This is a genomic window from Pseudomonas sp. RL_5y_Pfl2_73 (assembly GCF_963970515.1).
GTDB lineage: Bacteria > Pseudomonadota > Gammaproteobacteria > Pseudomonadales > Pseudomonadaceae > Aquipseudomonas.
Genome location: NZ_CAXAPD010000005.1, coordinates 186,351 through 202,156 on the forward strand (window position 1 = coordinate 186,351; position 15,806 = coordinate 202,156).

A 15,806-nucleotide genomic window follows, 5' to 3' on the forward strand; every position below is an offset into this window, starting at 1 on the left:
TTGTAATGAGAAATGGCTGTACCCGCCTCAAGGTCGCAATACAGCCATAGGATGATGGGGTCAGTGGGTTATCAGAAATCCGATAAACGGAATGATAAGAAGGGTACTGATAGCCATGGACAGGACATTGGCGATGAAAGCGTGCATGTCGGCGGGTAACCGTTTGGCAATTGCGCACGCCAGCGGCGGCGCAATCAATGCACCCAGCAAAGCACTTGACCCAATCACCAGCCAACTGCCGCCGTAGGTCAAAATCGCCGCAGGTACGACAGATACCAACGGAATGTAGGTGGGATACCATCCGCGCAGCATCCACTGGCGACGCCAGATCATCACGCCCAGTGCCGACGTCAGTGCTTGTGCGCCGATCAATTGGGGCAGCAAGCCCGAGCCGTAGACCGGGCTCATCGGGCTTAAGGTGTAAGCCAGCAACGCGCCCAGTATCAGTCCGAGGCTGGCCCATTCATTACCGAAGAACGGCGCTTCGGAAAAGTCTGCCAAGACCCGGCGCAAACTCCAGACGATACCGTAGTCTGGCGCCTTGGCTGTAGTGGGCAGCGGTTGCGGTTCGGATGCTTTTCCGCTCGCTTGCGACTGCATCAGGCTCGGCAAGTGGCGACACAGCAGAAACGCAATGACGCTGGCCACCGCCATTCCGGAGACATTGCCGATCACGACCGGCAATCCCAGTGGATTGCAGACGTAGTTGACGATCAACAAACACGCAGGGGTGACCAGCAAGGCGCCCATGATTGCGCCATTGACCGCCACCTTCCAGCCGCCGCCGAACATCAGCACCATCGCCGCGGGTAATGAAACGAACGCTGCAAACGTGGGCTGCCAAGCTGTGGCTGTCACGGTCCAACCCCACAGAAGGTTACTCAGCAAGAGCCCAAGCAACGAACTGGTGACGAGCCACGGCCAAAGACCGCTGCCATAGCAGATGGAAAAGCCTTGCCAGGCTTTTCCTGTCCGATTGGCCCGGTACGCGAGATATGCTCCGGCGAGCAGTCCGATAGAGGCAAACTCATGTTTGTAGAACGCGACCTCGCTGATATCCCCCAACACCCAGCGTAGCCAAGCACTTGGCTGCGGCAAGTTGGATACCATGTGGCTGTAGTCTGGCCAGTGGGCGGGCCAGGAGGCGCGGTTCGTGAACGAAAGCCAGATCACCAGCGCTATCGCGCCGAGCATTAACAGGATGATGGCGATATCCAGCGGTGATCTGGCGGTATGCTGGCGTTGGTCGAGCTTTTCGCTTGTAGTTTCCATTGATTCGCTCCCTTATCAGCGCGGCAGACAAGGGTGCTGGGTATAACCGAGCATTTGATCGTAAAGATCGGCTCGACGATCTCGGTGCAGGTCATTCAAATTGTTCCAGATGGCAGCGCTACGGGAACTGGTCAGGTCAATATCGGCAAAAAGAACTTCTTGTTGGTCAGCGGAGGCTACGGCGCTGATCGGCCAGCCGTTGGTGCCTGCTATCAACGAACAGCCCAGATAACGAACACCTCTCTCTTCCCCTATGCGGCTTGCCGCTGCGATAAATACGTTGTTCACGTGCGCGGCTGTCATCGTCAGGTACGACGCCATGCATTTGCCGGCGTCATCGAATAGGGGCGGTGGTGTCCAGACCCAGTTGTTCAGGCTGCAAATGATGTCCGCGCCTTGCTGGCTGAGAATTCTCGGTACTTCCGGGAACCAGATGTCCCAGCAGATCAACAACCCAATGCGGCCTATTGGCGTTTCGAATACTGGAAAACCCAGATCGCCTGGCGTGAACCAAAGTTTTTCCAGGTTCCATAAGTGTGCTTTTCGATACTTGCCGATAAAACCGTCAGGCCCTACCAGAACGCCAGTGTTGAAGAGGTGCATGCCCTCGCGTTCCGTCAAACCGGCCACCAGGTAAACCTTGTGTTGACGGGCGAAGTCCATCCAGGCCTGCACACTCTGCCCGCCGGGGATTGATTCTGAGTGTTCGAACGCATCCTGCCGGTTGCTGAAGAAATAGCCGGTGTTTGATAGTTCGGGCAGGACGATGAGGTTCGCTCCACCGTTTACCGCGCCCAGGGCCAGCGCAAGGCCGCGGTGCAGATTCTCTTCACGATTTTTTATACCGACCTGGGGGGGCGAATTGCACAACCGCTACACGAACAGGACTGGTTGGCTCGTTCATTTTCGTAAACCTCTTTTTATTGTTATTCACGCTGTTTAATGGCGTGTTCATAAGAGGTGAAACGGGCGCGGAGCGTAAGTCAGCCGTTTCCTTTTAGGCTGTAGGGCATTTCCCAAGATGAATGTGAGGAGCCCTTGGCAGGAGGAAATGAAGGCGGAGCCAGTGCTCGTCGTGCATGGCTCCAAGGGCAGAGTTGCGTCAGGGCGCGGTTCTGTAGTGCGGATAGTCGCTCATGGAAAAACCACCATTGAATATCGCGGCGGTTTTGTTGCAGATATGAATGACTGCGTCGACGGCGCCTCGAAAGCAAGGCTCTGTCCAGCCCGCATCCACTGAAAATGACTCGCCAGAAAAGTACAGGCCTGAATGATGTCCGAAATCCCTGTTGTACTTCATCAGGCCCACGGCATCGTAGTAGGTGCCAGGTCGGTATAGCTTTGCACAACCCAACGCATTTTTATCGGTCATCCACCGTTGGACCACGGCTCGATCGAGCCCGATGTAGGGAGAGATTCTCTCGCGGACATTGGTGCATTTCATGAGTATTCGATCCAGCTCTTTGGCGCACTTGGTTACCAGCTCCTTATCGGTGAAGGAGGCGAGCTTGGTTGCGTCGTCTTCCCACGTGTAGCTCAGGAGAATGCAGTCATAGCTGTAACTGTCGTTGTAGCGGTAGGTGTAGACGTCGTGAATGAAGCTGTCGGTGACGATGGCCTGCGGAATTTTGCTGTTTTTCGAAAGGAATGATTTTTTTAATGGTGCAAAGACTTTGCAACTGGTCTCCCAATGGGCTGTTTTATAGGCATTGATTGTCTCGAAGGGCAGCATTTGCGGGGTGCAGTTTTCAAGCGCGATACGCGTTTCGATCAGCCACGAGGGCAGTGTCATGATGACCGAGTCGAAATCCTCAAAACGGTGCTGGGTCTGTTCAGGTTGGCTGTATTTCCAGTTGTAGTGGACGCGCGTCTTTTGGTTGGTCAGTTTTACCAGTTTTGTTACGGATGAATCCGTGAGCAAACCATCGTTTCTTTCGCGGCAGTGTTCGTAGAAAGACTTTCGGGTTTCATCGGTTTTCATGAATAGCAGGCACTCGTCCAATGCGGCGAGCCCGATGTAGCGGGGACTGTCGAAAATCAGGCCCTTGGAGTCAAAAACCGCTTCGCTATGCAGGTAGGGCGAGGCGAACGGGTCACCCGTCGAGTCCACCCGACCAATCCCGCCCTCGGACGCTCTGCATTCCGTTTCTTATGTAGGAATATGCAAGAAAGGCTGGCCGTGCGCCGCACATGCTCGAAAGTGGGAGCGAACTGGCTCGCTCCCACAGTGGGTCGTTGCCAAGCCCTCGGGCTACGCCGCCTGCTGAAACTGCTGCCGATACTGGTTCGGCGACAGGTCGGTATGTTGCCGGAACAGCCGGGCGAAAAAGCTCGCGTCGTCGTAGCCGACTTCGTAGCTGATGGTCTTGATGCTCTTGCGGCTGCCGGAGAGCAGGCCCTTGGCGGTCTCGATCCGCATCCGCTGCAGGTAATGCAGTGGTTTGTCACCCGTGGCGGTCTGGAAGCGGCGCATGAAGTTGCGGATGCTCATGCCATGTTCCCGGGCAACATCCTCGAAGCGGAATTTATCGGCGAAGTGCTCTTCGAGCCATTGCTGGATCTGCAGGATGATCACGTCCTGGTGCAGTTTCTGCCCGCCGAAGCCGATCCGCCCAGGCGAATAGCTGCGTTGCACCTCATACAGGATATCCCGCGCCACAGCCTGGGCGACGTTGGCGCCACAGAAGCGTTCGATGAGGTAAATGTAGAGGTCGCAGGCTGAGGTCGTGCCGCCGGCGCAAAACAGGTTGTCGGCGTCGGTCAGGTGCTTGTCCTGGTTCAGGTATACCTGGGGGAAGCGTTCCTTGAAAGCATTGAAGAAACGCCAGTAGGTGGTGGCTTCCTTACCGTCGAGCAGCCCGGCCTCCGCCAGCCAGAACACCCCGGTGGCTTCGCCGCAGAGTACTGCACCGCGCGCGTGTTGTTCGCGCAGCCAGGGCAAGACCTGGGGATAACGTTGGCAGAGGGTGGCGAAATCATCCCAGAAGGCCGGCAGGATGATGACGTCGGTGTTTTCCAGGCCACCGTCCACCGGCATGATCACATCGCTGAAGCTGTTCACCGGTTTGCCATCGGGGCTGACCAGTCGGGTTTCAAACGCCGGCGTCAGGCCGTGGCCCAGTTGTTTGCCATAGCGCAGGCTGGCCAGGTGGAAAAAATCCTTGGCTTGCATGAGGGTGGAGGCGAAGACCCGGTCGATTGCCAGGATGCTGACGCGCCGCAAGGGCGTGGAGGCGTGCATAGACATAATTCATCTTTATTTTTATAGGGGAAAGTGGTCAACAGACGGCTGGATCGTCTTATTTTTTGTCGGATGTGTCCAGTGTCCTGTCATACCCCACAGGCTTAGGCTCTGTCGGATAACCACGCCTAACAATAACCAAAGGTGCGCCATGATCCCAAGAACACTGTTCAGTCCCGAGCACGAACTGTTTCGCGACAGCGTACGAACCCTCCTCGAAAAAGAAGCCGTGCCGTACCACAGTCAGTGGGAAAAACAGGGGCATGTCGATCGCCAGCTCTGGAATAAAGCCGGGGAGGCGGGCATGTTGTGTTCGCACCTTCCAGAAGCCTATGGAGGGCTGGATGCCGACTTCCTCTACAGCACGGTGGTGATTGAGGAGATCGGGCGCCTGGGGCTGACAGGGATCGGTTTTTCGCTGCACTCCGACATCGTTGCACCGTACATCCTGCATTACGGTAGCGAAGCGCTGAAACATAAGTACCTGCCGAAGCTGGTGTCTGGCGAAATGGTCACGGCCATCGCCATGACCGAGCCGGGCGCCGGTTCCGACCTGCAAGGGGTGAAGACCACGGCGGTGCTGGACGGTGATGAATATGTCATCAACGGCTCGAAGACCTTCATCACCAATGGCTTCCTGGCAGACCTAGTGATCGTGGTCGCCAAGACCGATCCGAAGGCCGGCGCCAAGGGCACTAGCCTGTTCCTGGTGGAGGCGGGTACGCCGGGCTTTGAGAAGGGCAAGCGCCTGGAAAAAGTCGGCATGAAGGCCCAGGACACGTCGCAATTGTTCTTCCAGGATGTCCGCGTGCCGAAGGAGAACCTGCTCGGGCAGGCCGGAATGGGCTTCGCTTATCTGATGCAGGAGCTCCCCCAGGAGCGCCTGACCGTCGCCATAGGCGGCCTGGCATCGGCCGAAGCGGCGCTGCAATGGACCCTGGACTACACGCGCGAGCGCAAGGCGTTCGGCAAATCCATCGCGGACTTCCAGAACACCCGTTTCAAGCTCGCGGAAATGGCCACCGAAATCCAGGTTGGCCGGGTCTTCGTCGATCGCTGCCTGGAGTTGCACTTGCAAGGCAAGTTGGACGTGCCGACGGCGGCGATGGCCAAGTATTGGGGCACCGACCTGCAATGCAAGGTGCTCGACGAGTGCGTGCAGTTGCATGGCGGCTACGGCTTCATGTGGGAGTACCCGATTGCCCGGGCGTGGGCGGATGCGCGGGTGCAGCGGATCTATGCCGGGACCAATGAGATCATGAAGGAGATTATTGCGCGTTCGCTTTGATGTCGTAGTGACTGTTAGGCCGCTATCGCGAGCAGGCTCGCTCCCACAGGGGTTGTATGTCGATCACAAATGAGTGGTCAGTCATCAATCCAATGTGGGAGCGAGCCTGCTCGCGATGAGGCCTATGGATCACGGCGCCGGGTTCGGCTGATCCTTGTGAATCGCCTCGATCCCCGCCAGCACTTCATCCGACAGTTTCAGCTCGACACTGGCGATGTTGCTGTCCAGTTGCTCCAGCGTGGTGGCGCCAATGATGTTACTGGTCACGAACGGCTGCCGGGTGACGAACGCCAGGGCCATTTGCGCCGGGTCCAGGCCATGTTCGCGGGCCAGGGCCACATAGCGGCTGCACGCCGCTTCCGATTGTGGATTGAAGTAGCGCATGAAGCGGCTGTATAGCGTCAGGCGGCCCTTGGCTGGCCGTGCGCCGTTTTCGTATTTACCTGACAGGAAGCCAAACGCCAGTGGTGAATAAGCCAGCAAGCCGCATTGCTCGCGAATGGCGATTTCCGACAGGCCGATCTCGAAGCTGCGGTTGAGCAGGTTGTACGGGTTCTGGATCGACACCGCCCGCGGCCAGCCACGGGCCTCGGCCAGGGCGAGGAATTTCATGGTGCCCCACGGCGTTTCGTTGGACAGGCCGATATGGCGGATCTTGCCGGCGCGGACCTGCTCGTCCAGGGCTTCGAGGGTTTCTTCCAGTGGGGTGAACGTTTCGTCGGCCTTGTGCTGGTAGCCCAGTTGACCAAAGAAGTTGGTGCTGCGCTCCGGCCAATGCAGTTGGTAAAGATCGATCCAGTCGGTCTGCAGGCGCTTGAGGCTGGCGTCCACGGCTTCGACGATGTGGCGGCGGTTGTGCTTGAGGTTCTTGTCGCGGATGTAGTCGATGGTGTTGCCGGGGCCGGCGATCTTGCTCGCCAGGATCCAGTCGGCACGGTCGCCACGGCTTTTGAAATAATTGCCGATGTAGCGCTCAGTGGTGGCGTAGGTTTCGGCCTTGGGTGGCACCGGGTACATCTCGGCGGTGTCGATGAAATTGATGCCGGCAGCCTTGGCGCGTTCGATCTGGGCGAAGGCCTCGGCCTCGCTGTTCTGCTCACCCCAGGTCATGGTTCCGAGGCACAGGGCACTCACGTTCAGATCGGTACGGCCTAGCGGGCGATAGTCCATCGGGAGCTCCTTGGGCAAAACAATCATAAAAGCAGGTTGAAATATTTTTCGCAATCTGCATAATTGCGCACCTCTTTCTGCAGTGGAAGTGATGCGCCGCCGCCGAAGAATCTTGCCGTTGAACGGACGCGCCGACCCGAGCCCCCGAAAGCGTCTGTATCCGGCTGCCTTTGACTTGTCAAAGTACGCACTATTCAGTAAGATCCGCCGTCTAATTTACAGGGCGGCCCCTGAGGCTATAAAGAATGAAAACTTTTACTGCTAAACCGGAAACAGTAAAGCGCGACTGGTTTGTCGTCGACGCTGCTGGTCAGACCCTGGGTCGTCTGGCCACCGAAATCGCGAGCCGTCTGCGTGGCAAGCACAAGCCTGAGTACACCCCTCACGTTGACACCGGTGACTACATCGTTGTGATCAACGCTGAGCAAGTACGTGTTACTGGCGCTAAAACCACTGACAAAATGTACTACTCCCACTCCGGTTTTCCTGGTGGCATCAAGTCGATCAACTTTGAAAAGCTGATCGCCAAAGCCCCTGAGCGCGTGATCGAGACCGCGGTTAAAGGCATGCTGCCTAAGAACCCTCTGGGTCGCGACATGTATCGTAAGCTGAAGGTTTATGCGGGCGCTGCTCACCCTCATACTGCTCAGCAGCCCCAAGAACTGAAGTTTTAACGGAATAGTTCATTATGTCGGCGACTCAAAATTACGGCACTGGCCGTCGCAAGACTGCAACCGCACGCGTTTTCCTGCGTCCGGGCACTGGTAACATCTCCATCAACAACCGCTCCCTGGATAACTTCTTCGGCCGCGAAACTGCCCGCATGGTAGTTCGTCAGCCGCTGGAACTGACCGAGACCGTCGAAAAATTCGACATCTACGTCACTGTTATCGGTGGTGGTGTAAGTGGTCAAGCTGGCGCAATCCGCCACGGCATCACTCGCGCCCTGATGGATTACGACGAGACTCTGCGTGGTGCTCTGCGCAAAGCCGGCTTCGTAACTCGCGATGCTCGCGAAGTTGAGCGTAAGAAAGTCGGTCTGCGTAAAGCGCGTAAGCGTCCGCAGTACTCGAAGCGTTAATTTCGCTTCCGCTTTCAAAAGGCGCCCAGTTCCTCACGGAGCTGGGCGTTTTTTTATGGGCAAAAGAATTGCTCTGTGACAACTTGCCACATTCGCAGAGCCCCTATACTACAAGGCTTGGCGGTTTGGCCGCATGGTAATTACCTTGTCAGAATTGGGGCTTTTCATTACCATTCGGCAAAATTTTTATAAGTTCAGATTTTTACTTAGTAGACGCCTGATCTAACAGGCCACAAAGCTGATGGGAGAGGACTGAATGAGCAATGACGGCGTGAATGCAGGCCGGCGTCGCTTCCTGGTAGCAGCCACATCCGTGGTGGGTGCTGCAGGAGCGGTGGGGGCTGCGGTCCCGTTCGTGGGGTCATGGTTTCCCAGTGCCAAGGCGAAAGCCGCAGGTGCACCGGTGAAAGTGAATGTCAGCAAGATCGAGCCAGGCCAGCAGATGATTGCTGAGTGGCGCGGCCAGCCGGTGTTCATCGTCCGCCGTACAGAGGAAATCCTGGGGAATCTGAAAAAGATCGAGGGTCAGTTGTCCGACCCGTCCTCCAAGAACTCGGTCCAACCGGAATACGTCAATCCTGAAACGCGTTCGATCAAGCCGGAAGTCCTGCTGCTGATCGGAATTTGTACGCACCTGGGTTGCTCGCCAACGTTCCGTCCTGAGGTGGCGCCTGCCGATCTGGGCAAGGACTGGGTCGGTGGTTATTTCTGCCCTTGCCACGGCTCCCACTATGACCTGGCTGGTCGCGTCTACAAGTCGCAGCCTGCACCTCTGAACCTGCCAGTTCCCCCGCATTCCTATGAGACCGACGACATCATTGTCATCGGCGTCGATACGGAGAAAGCGTGATGAGCAAATTCATGGATTGGGTTGATGCGCGCTTTCCCGCGACCAAAATGTGGGAAGACCATCTCAGCAAGTATTACGCTCCGAAGAACTTCAACTTCTTCTATTTCTTTGGCTCCCTGGCGCTGCTCGTTCTGGTCAACCAGATCGTTACCGGTGTCTGGTTGACCATGAGCTACACCCCGTCGGCGGAAGAAGCGTTTGCTTCCGTCGAATACATCATGCGCGACGTCGAGTACGGCTCGATCCTGCGTCTGCTGCACTCCACCGGCGCTTCGGCGTTCTTCATCGTGGTCTACCTGCACATGTTCCGTGGCCTGCTCTACGGTTCGTACCAGAAGCCTCGTGAGCTGGTGTGGGTCTTCGGCATGCTGATCTACCTGGCGCTGATGGCCGAGGCCTTCATGGGCTACCTGCTGCCGTGGGGCCAGATGTCCTACTGGGGGGCCCAGGTGATCATCTCGCTGTTCGGTGCGATCCCGGTCATCGGTGACGACCTGACCCAGTGGATCCGTGGTGACTACCTGATCTCGGGCATTACCCTGAACCGCTTCTTCGCCCTGCACGTGGTCGCCTTGCCGATCGTGATCCTCGGCCTGGTGGTGTTGCACATCCTGGCCTTGCACGAAGTCGGTTCGAACAACCCGGATGGCGTGGACATCAAGAAGCACAAGGACGAGAACGGCGTACCGCTGGATGGCATCGCTTTCCATCCGTACTACACCGTGAAAGATATCGTCGGCGTAGTGGTCTTCCTGTTCATCTTCTGCTCCATCGTGTTCTTCTTCCCGGAAATGGGTGGTTATTTCCTCGAGAAGCCGAACTTCGAGCAGGCGAACGCGTTCAAGACGCCTGCGCATATTGCTCCAGTTTGGTATTTCACGCCGTTCTACGCGATCCTTCGGGCAATTCCGGACAAGCTGATGGGCGTTATTGCCATGGGCGCAGCCATCGCCGTGCTGTTCGTCCTGCCGTGGCTGGATCGCAGCCCCGTCAAGTCGATGCGCTACAAAGGCTGGCTGAGCAAGATCTGGCTCTGGGTATTTTGCATCTCGTTCGTGATCCTGGGTGTGCTCGGGGTACTGGCGCCGACGCCGGGGCGTACGCTGCTCTCGCAGGTCTGCACGTTCCTGTATTTCGCCTATTTCATTCTGATGCCGTTCTACACCAGGCTCGAGAAGACCAAACCGGTTCCGGAAAGGGTGACTGGCTGATGAAAAAGTTATTTGCAGTTTTGATTCTGGCTGTGCTTCCTGCTGTCTCTTTTGCCAACACGCTTGAGCCTGAGCTTGAAAAGGTTGAAATTGACGTCGCTGATAAGGTCGCCTTGCAAGATGGTGCGCGTACATTTGCCAACTATTGCATGGGCTGTCACAGCGCGAAGTTCCAGCGCTATGAGCGCGTAGCCAAAGATTTGGATATCCCCGCAGATCTCATGCAGAGCCATCTGATATTCACGGGTGCCAAAATCGGTGATCACATGGAGATCGGCATGCAACCTGCGGACGCCAAGACCTGGTTCGGTGCCGCGCCGCCGGACCTGACCCTGGTCGCTCGTGTGCGTGGGACGGACTGGCTCTATGGTTACCTGCGTTCGTTCTACGAAGATCCTGCACGTCCATGGGGCGTGAACAACAAGGTCTTCCCGAGCGTCGGCATGCCTAACGTACTGGTCGGCCTTCAGGGTCGCCAGGTGGTAGGCTGCAAACAGGTTCAGATCGTCGAGGACGGCAAAAAGCAATTCGATCCGCTGACTGGCACCGCTTTGACTCATGAAGCCTGCGATCAGCTGACCATTGTGCCGAACACTGGCAGCCTGACGCCGGAGCAGTTCGACGAGAAGGTCAAGAACCTGGTGACCTTCCTGGCCTACTCGGCCAACCCGGTGAAGCTGGAGCATCAGCGCATCGGTACCTATGTATTGCTGTACCTGGCGTTCTTCTTCGTATTCGCTTACCTGCTCAAGCGTGAATACTGGAAAGACGTGCATTGATAAAGCTGTAAGCCATTGCTGTTAATCGTGCGCGCCCAAGGGCGTCTCTAGACATGTAACGAGCCTGGCCTGCCAGGTGTTACGGGAGACGCCCTCTGGGCGCGCTCGTTTTTCCGTTTTTCGATAATTTCAACAAGCGAGGAGGATCGCCATGGGCGTGACCAATCGGTTGGCCTGTTACTCCGACCCCGCTGACCACTATTCCCACCGGGTACGCATCGTACTGGCAGAGAAGGGTGTCAGCGCCGAGATCATTTACGTCGAAGCGGGCCGTCAGCCGCCGAAGCTGATCGAGGTGAACCCTTACGGCAGCCTGCCCACACTGGTCGATCGTGACCTGGCTTTGTGGGAGTCGACCGTGGTGATGGAATATCTGGATGAGCGTTATCCGCATCCGCCTTTACTGCCGGTGTACCCTGTCGCGCGTGCCAACAGCCGTTTGCTGATCCATCGCATCCAGCGTGACTGGTGCGGGTTGGTGGACCTGATCCTGGATTCCCGGACCAAGGAGCCGGCGCGGGTCGTGGCGCGCAAGGAGCTGCGTGAAAGCCTGACCGGCGTATCGCCGCTGTTCGTCGACAAGCCGTTTTTCCTCAGTGAGGAACAAAGTCTGGTGGATTGCTGCCTATTGCCCATACTCTGGCGTTTGCCGATTCTGGGTATCGAACTGCCGCGGCCTGCCAAGCCGCTGCTTGATTATATGGAGCGCCAATTCGCGCGTGAGGCATTCCAGGCGAGTCTGTCTGGTGTCGAACGTGACATGCGCTAAGGCTTAGGGAGCCGCTATGAACTCCAGTCGACCTTATCTGGTCCGCGCGCTCTACGAGTGGATTGTGGACAACGATTGCACCCCGCACATGCTGGTCAACGCCGAGTTTCCGTCGGTGCAGGTGCCGCAGGGTTTTGCCAATGACGGGCAAATTGTCTTGAACGTGTCGCCAGCCGCTGTGCGTCACTTGCATATGGATAACGATGCCGTCAGCTTCGAAGGGCGCTTCGGTGGCGTGCCGCACACTTTGTACGTGCCTATTGCTGCGATCCTGGGGATTTATGCTCGGGAGAATGGCCAAGGCATGGTGTTTGAGCTGGAAGCGCCGCTCGATGGCGAGGAAGCGTTCGAGCCGGATGATGACTTGCCGCCACCGGATGACGAGCCACCGCGTCCTAGCGGTCGGCCGAGTTTGAAAGTGGTGAAGTAGGTAGACATGTGCCAGATACAGGCTGTTTGAAAGCTTGGTGACTTGGTTAAGAAAATGCCCGTATCGTGAGATGTGGGCATTTTTTTTGTGTCATGGTTGGTGTGTATATCCGTTACCGCAGCAACGGATATACACACCAGCCAACCAAAACGAAGCGAAGCGATAAAAAAACGGCGCCTTCCTTTCCAGGAAAAAGCGCCGTTCTTGTACCTGCATTTATATCAGTCAATATACTCAAACAACTTGACGATTTTCTGCACCCCGGACACACCCTGCACCAAGTTGGTCGCCTGCGCAGCCTCTTTTTTGGTCAACAACCCCAGCAAATAGACAATGCCATTCTCGGTCACAACCTTGATACGCGAGCCGGGAATACTGGCGTCGGTGAGCATCTGGGTCTTGATCTTGGTGGTCAACCAGGCATCGTTCTGGCGTGCCAGCAGCGAGGAAGGTTGCAGGACCTGCAGTTCGTTGTGCACGGTCTTGACCCGTTGCACGGCGCTCGCTTCCTGTTCGGCCTTGGCCTTGAGGTCGGCGCGTGGGGTCTGGCCGGCCAGCAATACGACGCCGTTGAAGCTGGTGACGACGATGTGCGAGTTGTTGTCCAGGTCCGGGTCGGCCTTGGCGATGTTCACGCCTACCTTGGTTTCAATCAGGGAGTCGTCGATCTTGCTGCCGAAGGTGCGGGTGCCGCGGTCATCTTCAATCGGCTTTTCCCGGCTGGCGTTAACCACCGATGTGCAGCCGCTGATGCCGAGGCACAGGGTCAGGGCCAGAAGGCCTAGGCGATTAGGGGTCATTCTTCACTCCCGAACAGTTGGCTGTCGATCAAGTCGCAAAGGCAGTGGATCGCCAGCAGGTGGACTTCCTGGATGCGTGCGGTGACATTGGCCGGTACGCGGATCTCGACGTCTTCTGGCAATAGCAGGGACGCCATGCCGCCGCCGTCACGACCGGTCAATGCTACGACAATCATTTCGCGATCATGTGCGGCCTGGATCGCTTGAATAATATTGGCTGAGTTGCCGCTGGTGGAAATCGCCAGCAGTACATCGCCGGGTTGGCCCAGGGCGCGGATCTGTTTTGAGAATATCTCGTTGTAGCTGTAGTCGTTAGCAATCGAGGTGATCGTCGAGCTGTCGGTGGTCAGGGCGATCGCTGGCAGGCTCGGGCGCTCGCGTTCGAAGCGGTTGAGCAGTTCCGAGGAAAAGTGCTGGGCGTCGCCGGCCGAGCCGCCATTGCCACACGAAAGCATCTTGCCCTCGTTGAGCAAGGCGTTGACCATCACTTGGCTGGCTTGCTCGATGTGCGGTGCAAGTACGTCCATCGCCTGTTGCTTGGTGTCGATACTGGCCTGAAAAAGCTGGCGAATTCGCGATTGCATGTCCATCTGTGTGACCTTAAGTAGCGCGGCTTATCGGCACAAACATGTGCGGCGCGCAAAGCAAAGAGCAAAAAAGTTATGTGAGGGCATCCGGCTCGGCATGGGCGCTCAACTGTCGAAGGCGTTCTGCAGCCAGTTCAACTGGGCGGCGTTGCTGTCGATGGCAACCACGTCGAAGCGGCAGGGATGATCGGCCCAGCGGGGCTCGCTGTGCAGAAAATACTGCGCGGCGAAGACCAGCTTCTGGCGCTTGCGCTCGTCAATGCTGTCGAGCGCGCCACCCCATTGAGTATTTTTTCTGTAGCGAACCTCGACGAATACTACTGTATCGCCGTCAAGCATGACCAGATCAAGCTCGCCGCGTTTGCACAACCAGTTCTGCGCCACCAGCCGCAGGCCTTGTTGCTGGAGATGCGCGAGGGCCTGGCCCTCGGCATCCCGTCCGCTTTGTTGGCGTGATCGGTCGGGCATCAGCGCTGGGTATCCGGCAGGCGCTGCACCTGGCCGTTGACGAACTCGGCCCAAGGCAGTTGACGCTGTACGCGCTGGGTCGAAGACACTGCCAGGCTACCCGACAGGCCTTCGATGCGGCTGTCTGGCAGTGTCTTGAGCTGACCCAGACGCGGCGCCAGGCGATAGGCGTCTAGCCCCATCGCGTACAGCCGGCCCAGGCTGCCACCTGCCTGGGGCCACTGGGCGGTGACCTGCTTGCGCAGCGGGTCATTGGCGTCGAGCAGCCAAGGGGTTTCGCAGAAACGGATACCGCCCATGTCTCTGTATTGGTTCTGGTCGCCGCTGGCGCTGAACACTGAAGACGTTGCGTAGACCGGTACATCGCCTGCGTACTGGAAGTTCAGGGTCGGCTTGATCTGCTGGGCCTGTTGCGGCGTCGAGGCCAGGAAGATGAATTCGATGTCCTGGCGATGGGACGGCTGGGCCGCGACCGTGGTGCCGACGGTGTTTTGCAGGCTCTTGGCGCGAGCTTCGCTCTTGCGCAGCTGGAACATGTCGGCGATCTGCTGGGCCAATTGCACCGGCTGGTCGATCCGTTCGATTGCGATGATGGTGCCGCCATTGGCCTGCCAGTCCTGGCTAAAGGCTTTCAGGACGCGATCGCCCCATCCACCCTTGGGTACCATGACGGCGGCGCGATGCAGGCCATCGGCGCGGGCGCGACGGGAGACTTCGCGGGCTTCATCCTCGGCTGCCAGGCCGAACTGGAACAGTTGCGGTGGCCCTTGTTCGCCTTCGCTGTAGTTCAGCGCCAGGGTGGTGATCGGCAGTTGCGTGTGGGTGCTGATCTGCTTGACCAGTGGTTTTTCCAGCGGTCCGACTACCAGTTGCACGCCGTCGGCCTGGGCCTTGCGATAGAACTCGTCCATGGAGGTCAGGCCGGAGCTGTCATAGAACTGGATGCTTGGTTGCTTCTGACCGGCCTGCTGGGCCTGGTAGTGCGCGGCCATGAAACCCTCACGCAAGGCCTTGGCAACCGCAGTCAGCTGGCCGTGCTGTGGCAGCAGCAGGGCGATCTTGCTCAGTGGCTGGCTCGCCAGTTCCTTGAGTTTGACCAGGGGTGTCGGCAGTTGTAGGGCGGCGGGGTGTTGTGGATTCTGTTCGCGCCAGTGGTCGATGGCTGCCTGCTGTTGTTCCAGGGTGCCAGCGATCTTGACGGCCTGGGCCAGGCTCAGCCAGCCGCCTAGGTCGTCGTTGGCGCTTGGCTGCAACTGGTCGGTGGGCAGCGAGGCGATCAACGACCAGATTGCTTCGTGGTTTTTGGCCGCCGCGTCATTTTCCAGCAGGGGCGCGATGAAAATACGTTCCTTGGCGGCGGCCAGGGTCTGGCCGTCGGCCTCCAGGGCGCGGGCCCGGACGGTACCGGTGCGGACCTGCTGCTCCACCGGCATTTCGCTCAGGTGTTGCAGGCTTGGGTGGCTCAGGGCGGTCAGTGCCGCCTTGGGCTGGTTGCGGGTCATCGCCAGCTCAGCCGACAGCGTGCTGGCGAAAATCTGCTGACCGGGCTTGAGTTGTTCCATCGGCACTTGTTGCAGGATCTGTGCGGACTGGCCGGCATTGCCCTGACGGTAGGCCAGGTCGGCAGCGCTCAGGCGCAGCAGGGCGGCTTTTTCCGGATTTTTGCTTTGAGTGGCCTGTTCGAGCAATTGCTCGATACTGGCATCCGGGGTGCGTGGAAGTTCGCCAAGGCTGGACGAGGGCGAGCTGGCGCAGGCCGCCAGGAGGGCAGCGAGGCAGAGGGCGGAGAGCAGCCGCAGGCAAGCGATCATGTAAGTGTTCCTGATACGAGATCAAATTAGCGTCGAATTGTACCCAAGC

16 protein-coding genes and 1 pseudogene are annotated in these 15,806 nt (G+C 57.9%); 8 read left to right on the forward strand and 9 right to left on the reverse strand.

Annotated elements, in window-relative coordinates; genetic code table 11:
* Nucleotides 1-60 precede the first annotated feature (60 nt).
* The 4 genes and pseudogenes from AACY42_RS06970 to AACY42_RS06985 all read right to left on the reverse strand — a co-directional run bounded on the left by AACY42_RS06970 (nucleotide 61) and on the right by AACY42_RS06985 (nucleotide 4,420).
* Nucleotides 61-1,272, reverse strand: coding sequence for a hypothetical protein (locus tag AACY42_RS06970; protein WP_339478053.1), 1,212 nt, complete (start codon nucleotides 1,270-1,272; stop codon nucleotides 61-63).
* A gap of 15 nt (nucleotides 1,273-1,287) precedes the next feature.
* Nucleotides 1,288-2,176 (reverse strand): annotated as a pseudogene (locus tag AACY42_RS06975) (nitrilase family protein).
* Between the two features lie 198 nt (nucleotides 2,177-2,374).
* Nucleotides 2,375-3,382, reverse strand: a complete 1,008-nt coding sequence (locus tag AACY42_RS06980; RefSeq protein WP_339478055.1) for an FAD-dependent oxidoreductase — start codon at nucleotides 3,380-3,382, stop codon at nucleotides 2,375-2,377.
* A gap of 141 nt (nucleotides 3,383-3,523) precedes the next feature.
* Nucleotides 3,524-4,420 (reverse strand): GlxA family transcriptional regulator, encoded by an 897-nt coding sequence (locus tag AACY42_RS06985; protein ID WP_339478251.1) that lies wholly within the window; start codon nucleotides 4,418-4,420, stop codon nucleotides 3,524-3,526.
* A gap of 244 nt (nucleotides 4,421-4,664) precedes the next feature.
* On the opposite strand from AACY42_RS06985, the gene AACY42_RS06990 reads away from it, so the two are divergent.
* Nucleotides 4,665-5,801, forward strand: a complete 1,137-nt coding sequence (locus tag AACY42_RS06990; RefSeq protein ID WP_339478057.1) for an acyl-CoA dehydrogenase family protein — start codon at nucleotides 4,665-4,667, stop codon at nucleotides 5,799-5,801.
* 129 nt (nucleotides 5,802-5,930) lie between these two features.
* On the opposite strand, the gene AACY42_RS06995 is transcribed toward AACY42_RS06990, so the two are convergent.
* Nucleotides 5,931-6,971: an NADP(H)-dependent aldo-keto reductase gene (locus AACY42_RS06995; protein WP_339478059.1), complete on the reverse strand. Its 1,041-nt coding sequence runs from the start codon at nucleotides 6,969-6,971 to the stop codon at nucleotides 5,931-5,933.
* Between the two features lie 245 nt (nucleotides 6,972-7,216).
* On the opposite strand from AACY42_RS06995, the gene rplM reads away from it, so the two are divergent.
* The 7 genes from rplM (at nucleotide 7,217) to AACY42_RS07030 (ending at nucleotide 12,091) form a co-directional block, all read left to right on the forward strand.
* Nucleotides 7,217-7,645, forward strand: coding sequence for a 50S ribosomal protein L13 (gene rplM / locus AACY42_RS07000; protein WP_003205365.1), 429 nt, complete (start codon nucleotides 7,217-7,219; stop codon nucleotides 7,643-7,645).
* 14 nt (nucleotides 7,646-7,659) lie between these two features.
* Nucleotides 7,660-8,052 carry a 30S ribosomal protein S9 gene (gene rpsI / locus AACY42_RS07005; RefSeq protein WP_003205364.1) on the forward strand — a complete coding sequence of 131 codons (393 nt, stop codon included), beginning with the start codon at nucleotides 7,660-7,662 and terminating at the stop codon, nucleotides 8,050-8,052.
* Nucleotides 8,053-8,308: 256 nt separating this feature from the next.
* Entirely contained in the window at nucleotides 8,309-8,902 is a 594-nt protein-coding gene (gene petA, locus AACY42_RS07010) for a ubiquinol-cytochrome c reductase iron-sulfur subunit (RefSeq protein ID WP_003205363.1), read from the forward strand.
* A complete protein-coding gene (locus AACY42_RS07015; RefSeq protein ID WP_058545584.1) occupies nucleotides 8,902-10,113 on the forward strand; it encodes a cytochrome b in 1,212 nt (403 codons plus the stop codon). The genes petA and AACY42_RS07015 overlap by 1 nt, the downstream gene beginning before the upstream one ends.
* The gene (locus AACY42_RS07020; RefSeq protein WP_339478063.1) at nucleotides 10,113-10,892 is read left to right on the forward strand and encodes a cytochrome c1; all 780 of its coding nucleotides are present in this window, start codon (nucleotides 10,113-10,115) and stop codon (nucleotides 10,890-10,892) included. The genes AACY42_RS07015 and AACY42_RS07020 overlap by 1 nt, the downstream gene beginning before the upstream one ends.
* A 151-nt stretch (nucleotides 10,893-11,043) precedes the next feature.
* Nucleotides 11,044-11,661 carry a glutathione S-transferase N-terminal domain-containing protein gene (locus tag AACY42_RS07025; protein ID WP_003178195.1) on the forward strand — a complete coding sequence of 206 codons (618 nt, stop codon included), beginning with the start codon at nucleotides 11,044-11,046 and terminating at the stop codon, nucleotides 11,659-11,661.
* 16 nt (nucleotides 11,662-11,677) lie between these two features.
* Nucleotides 11,678-12,091 (forward strand): ClpXP protease specificity-enhancing factor, encoded by a 414-nt coding sequence (locus tag AACY42_RS07030; RefSeq protein ID WP_339478065.1) that lies wholly within the window; start codon nucleotides 11,678-11,680, stop codon nucleotides 12,089-12,091.
* A 221-nt stretch (nucleotides 12,092-12,312) separates the two neighbouring features.
* On the opposite strand, the gene AACY42_RS07035 is transcribed toward AACY42_RS07030, so the two are convergent.
* The 4 genes from AACY42_RS07035 to AACY42_RS07050 form a co-directional block, all read right to left on the reverse strand.
* Complete coding sequence (locus tag AACY42_RS07035) at nucleotides 12,313-12,891, reverse strand: BON domain-containing protein (protein ID WP_003178201.1); 579 nt, start codon at nucleotides 12,889-12,891, stop codon at nucleotides 12,313-12,315.
* Nucleotides 12,888-13,481 carry a phosphoheptose isomerase gene (locus tag AACY42_RS07040; protein WP_007904374.1) on the reverse strand — a complete coding sequence of 198 codons (594 nt, stop codon included), beginning with the start codon at nucleotides 13,479-13,481 and terminating at the stop codon, nucleotides 12,888-12,890. Before AACY42_RS07040 ends, AACY42_RS07035 begins: the two co-directional genes overlap by 4 nt.
* Nucleotides 13,482-13,583: 102 nt before the next feature.
* Nucleotides 13,584-13,946 carry a YraN family protein gene (locus AACY42_RS07045; RefSeq protein WP_339478067.1) on the reverse strand — a complete coding sequence of 121 codons (363 nt, stop codon included), beginning with the start codon at nucleotides 13,944-13,946 and terminating at the stop codon, nucleotides 13,584-13,586.
* Nucleotides 13,946-15,757, reverse strand: a complete 1,812-nt coding sequence (locus AACY42_RS07050) for a penicillin-binding protein activator (protein WP_339478069.1) — start codon at nucleotides 15,755-15,757, stop codon at nucleotides 13,946-13,948. The genes AACY42_RS07045 and AACY42_RS07050 overlap by 1 nt, the downstream gene beginning before the upstream one ends.
* Nucleotides 15,758-15,806: the final 49 nt, after the last annotated feature.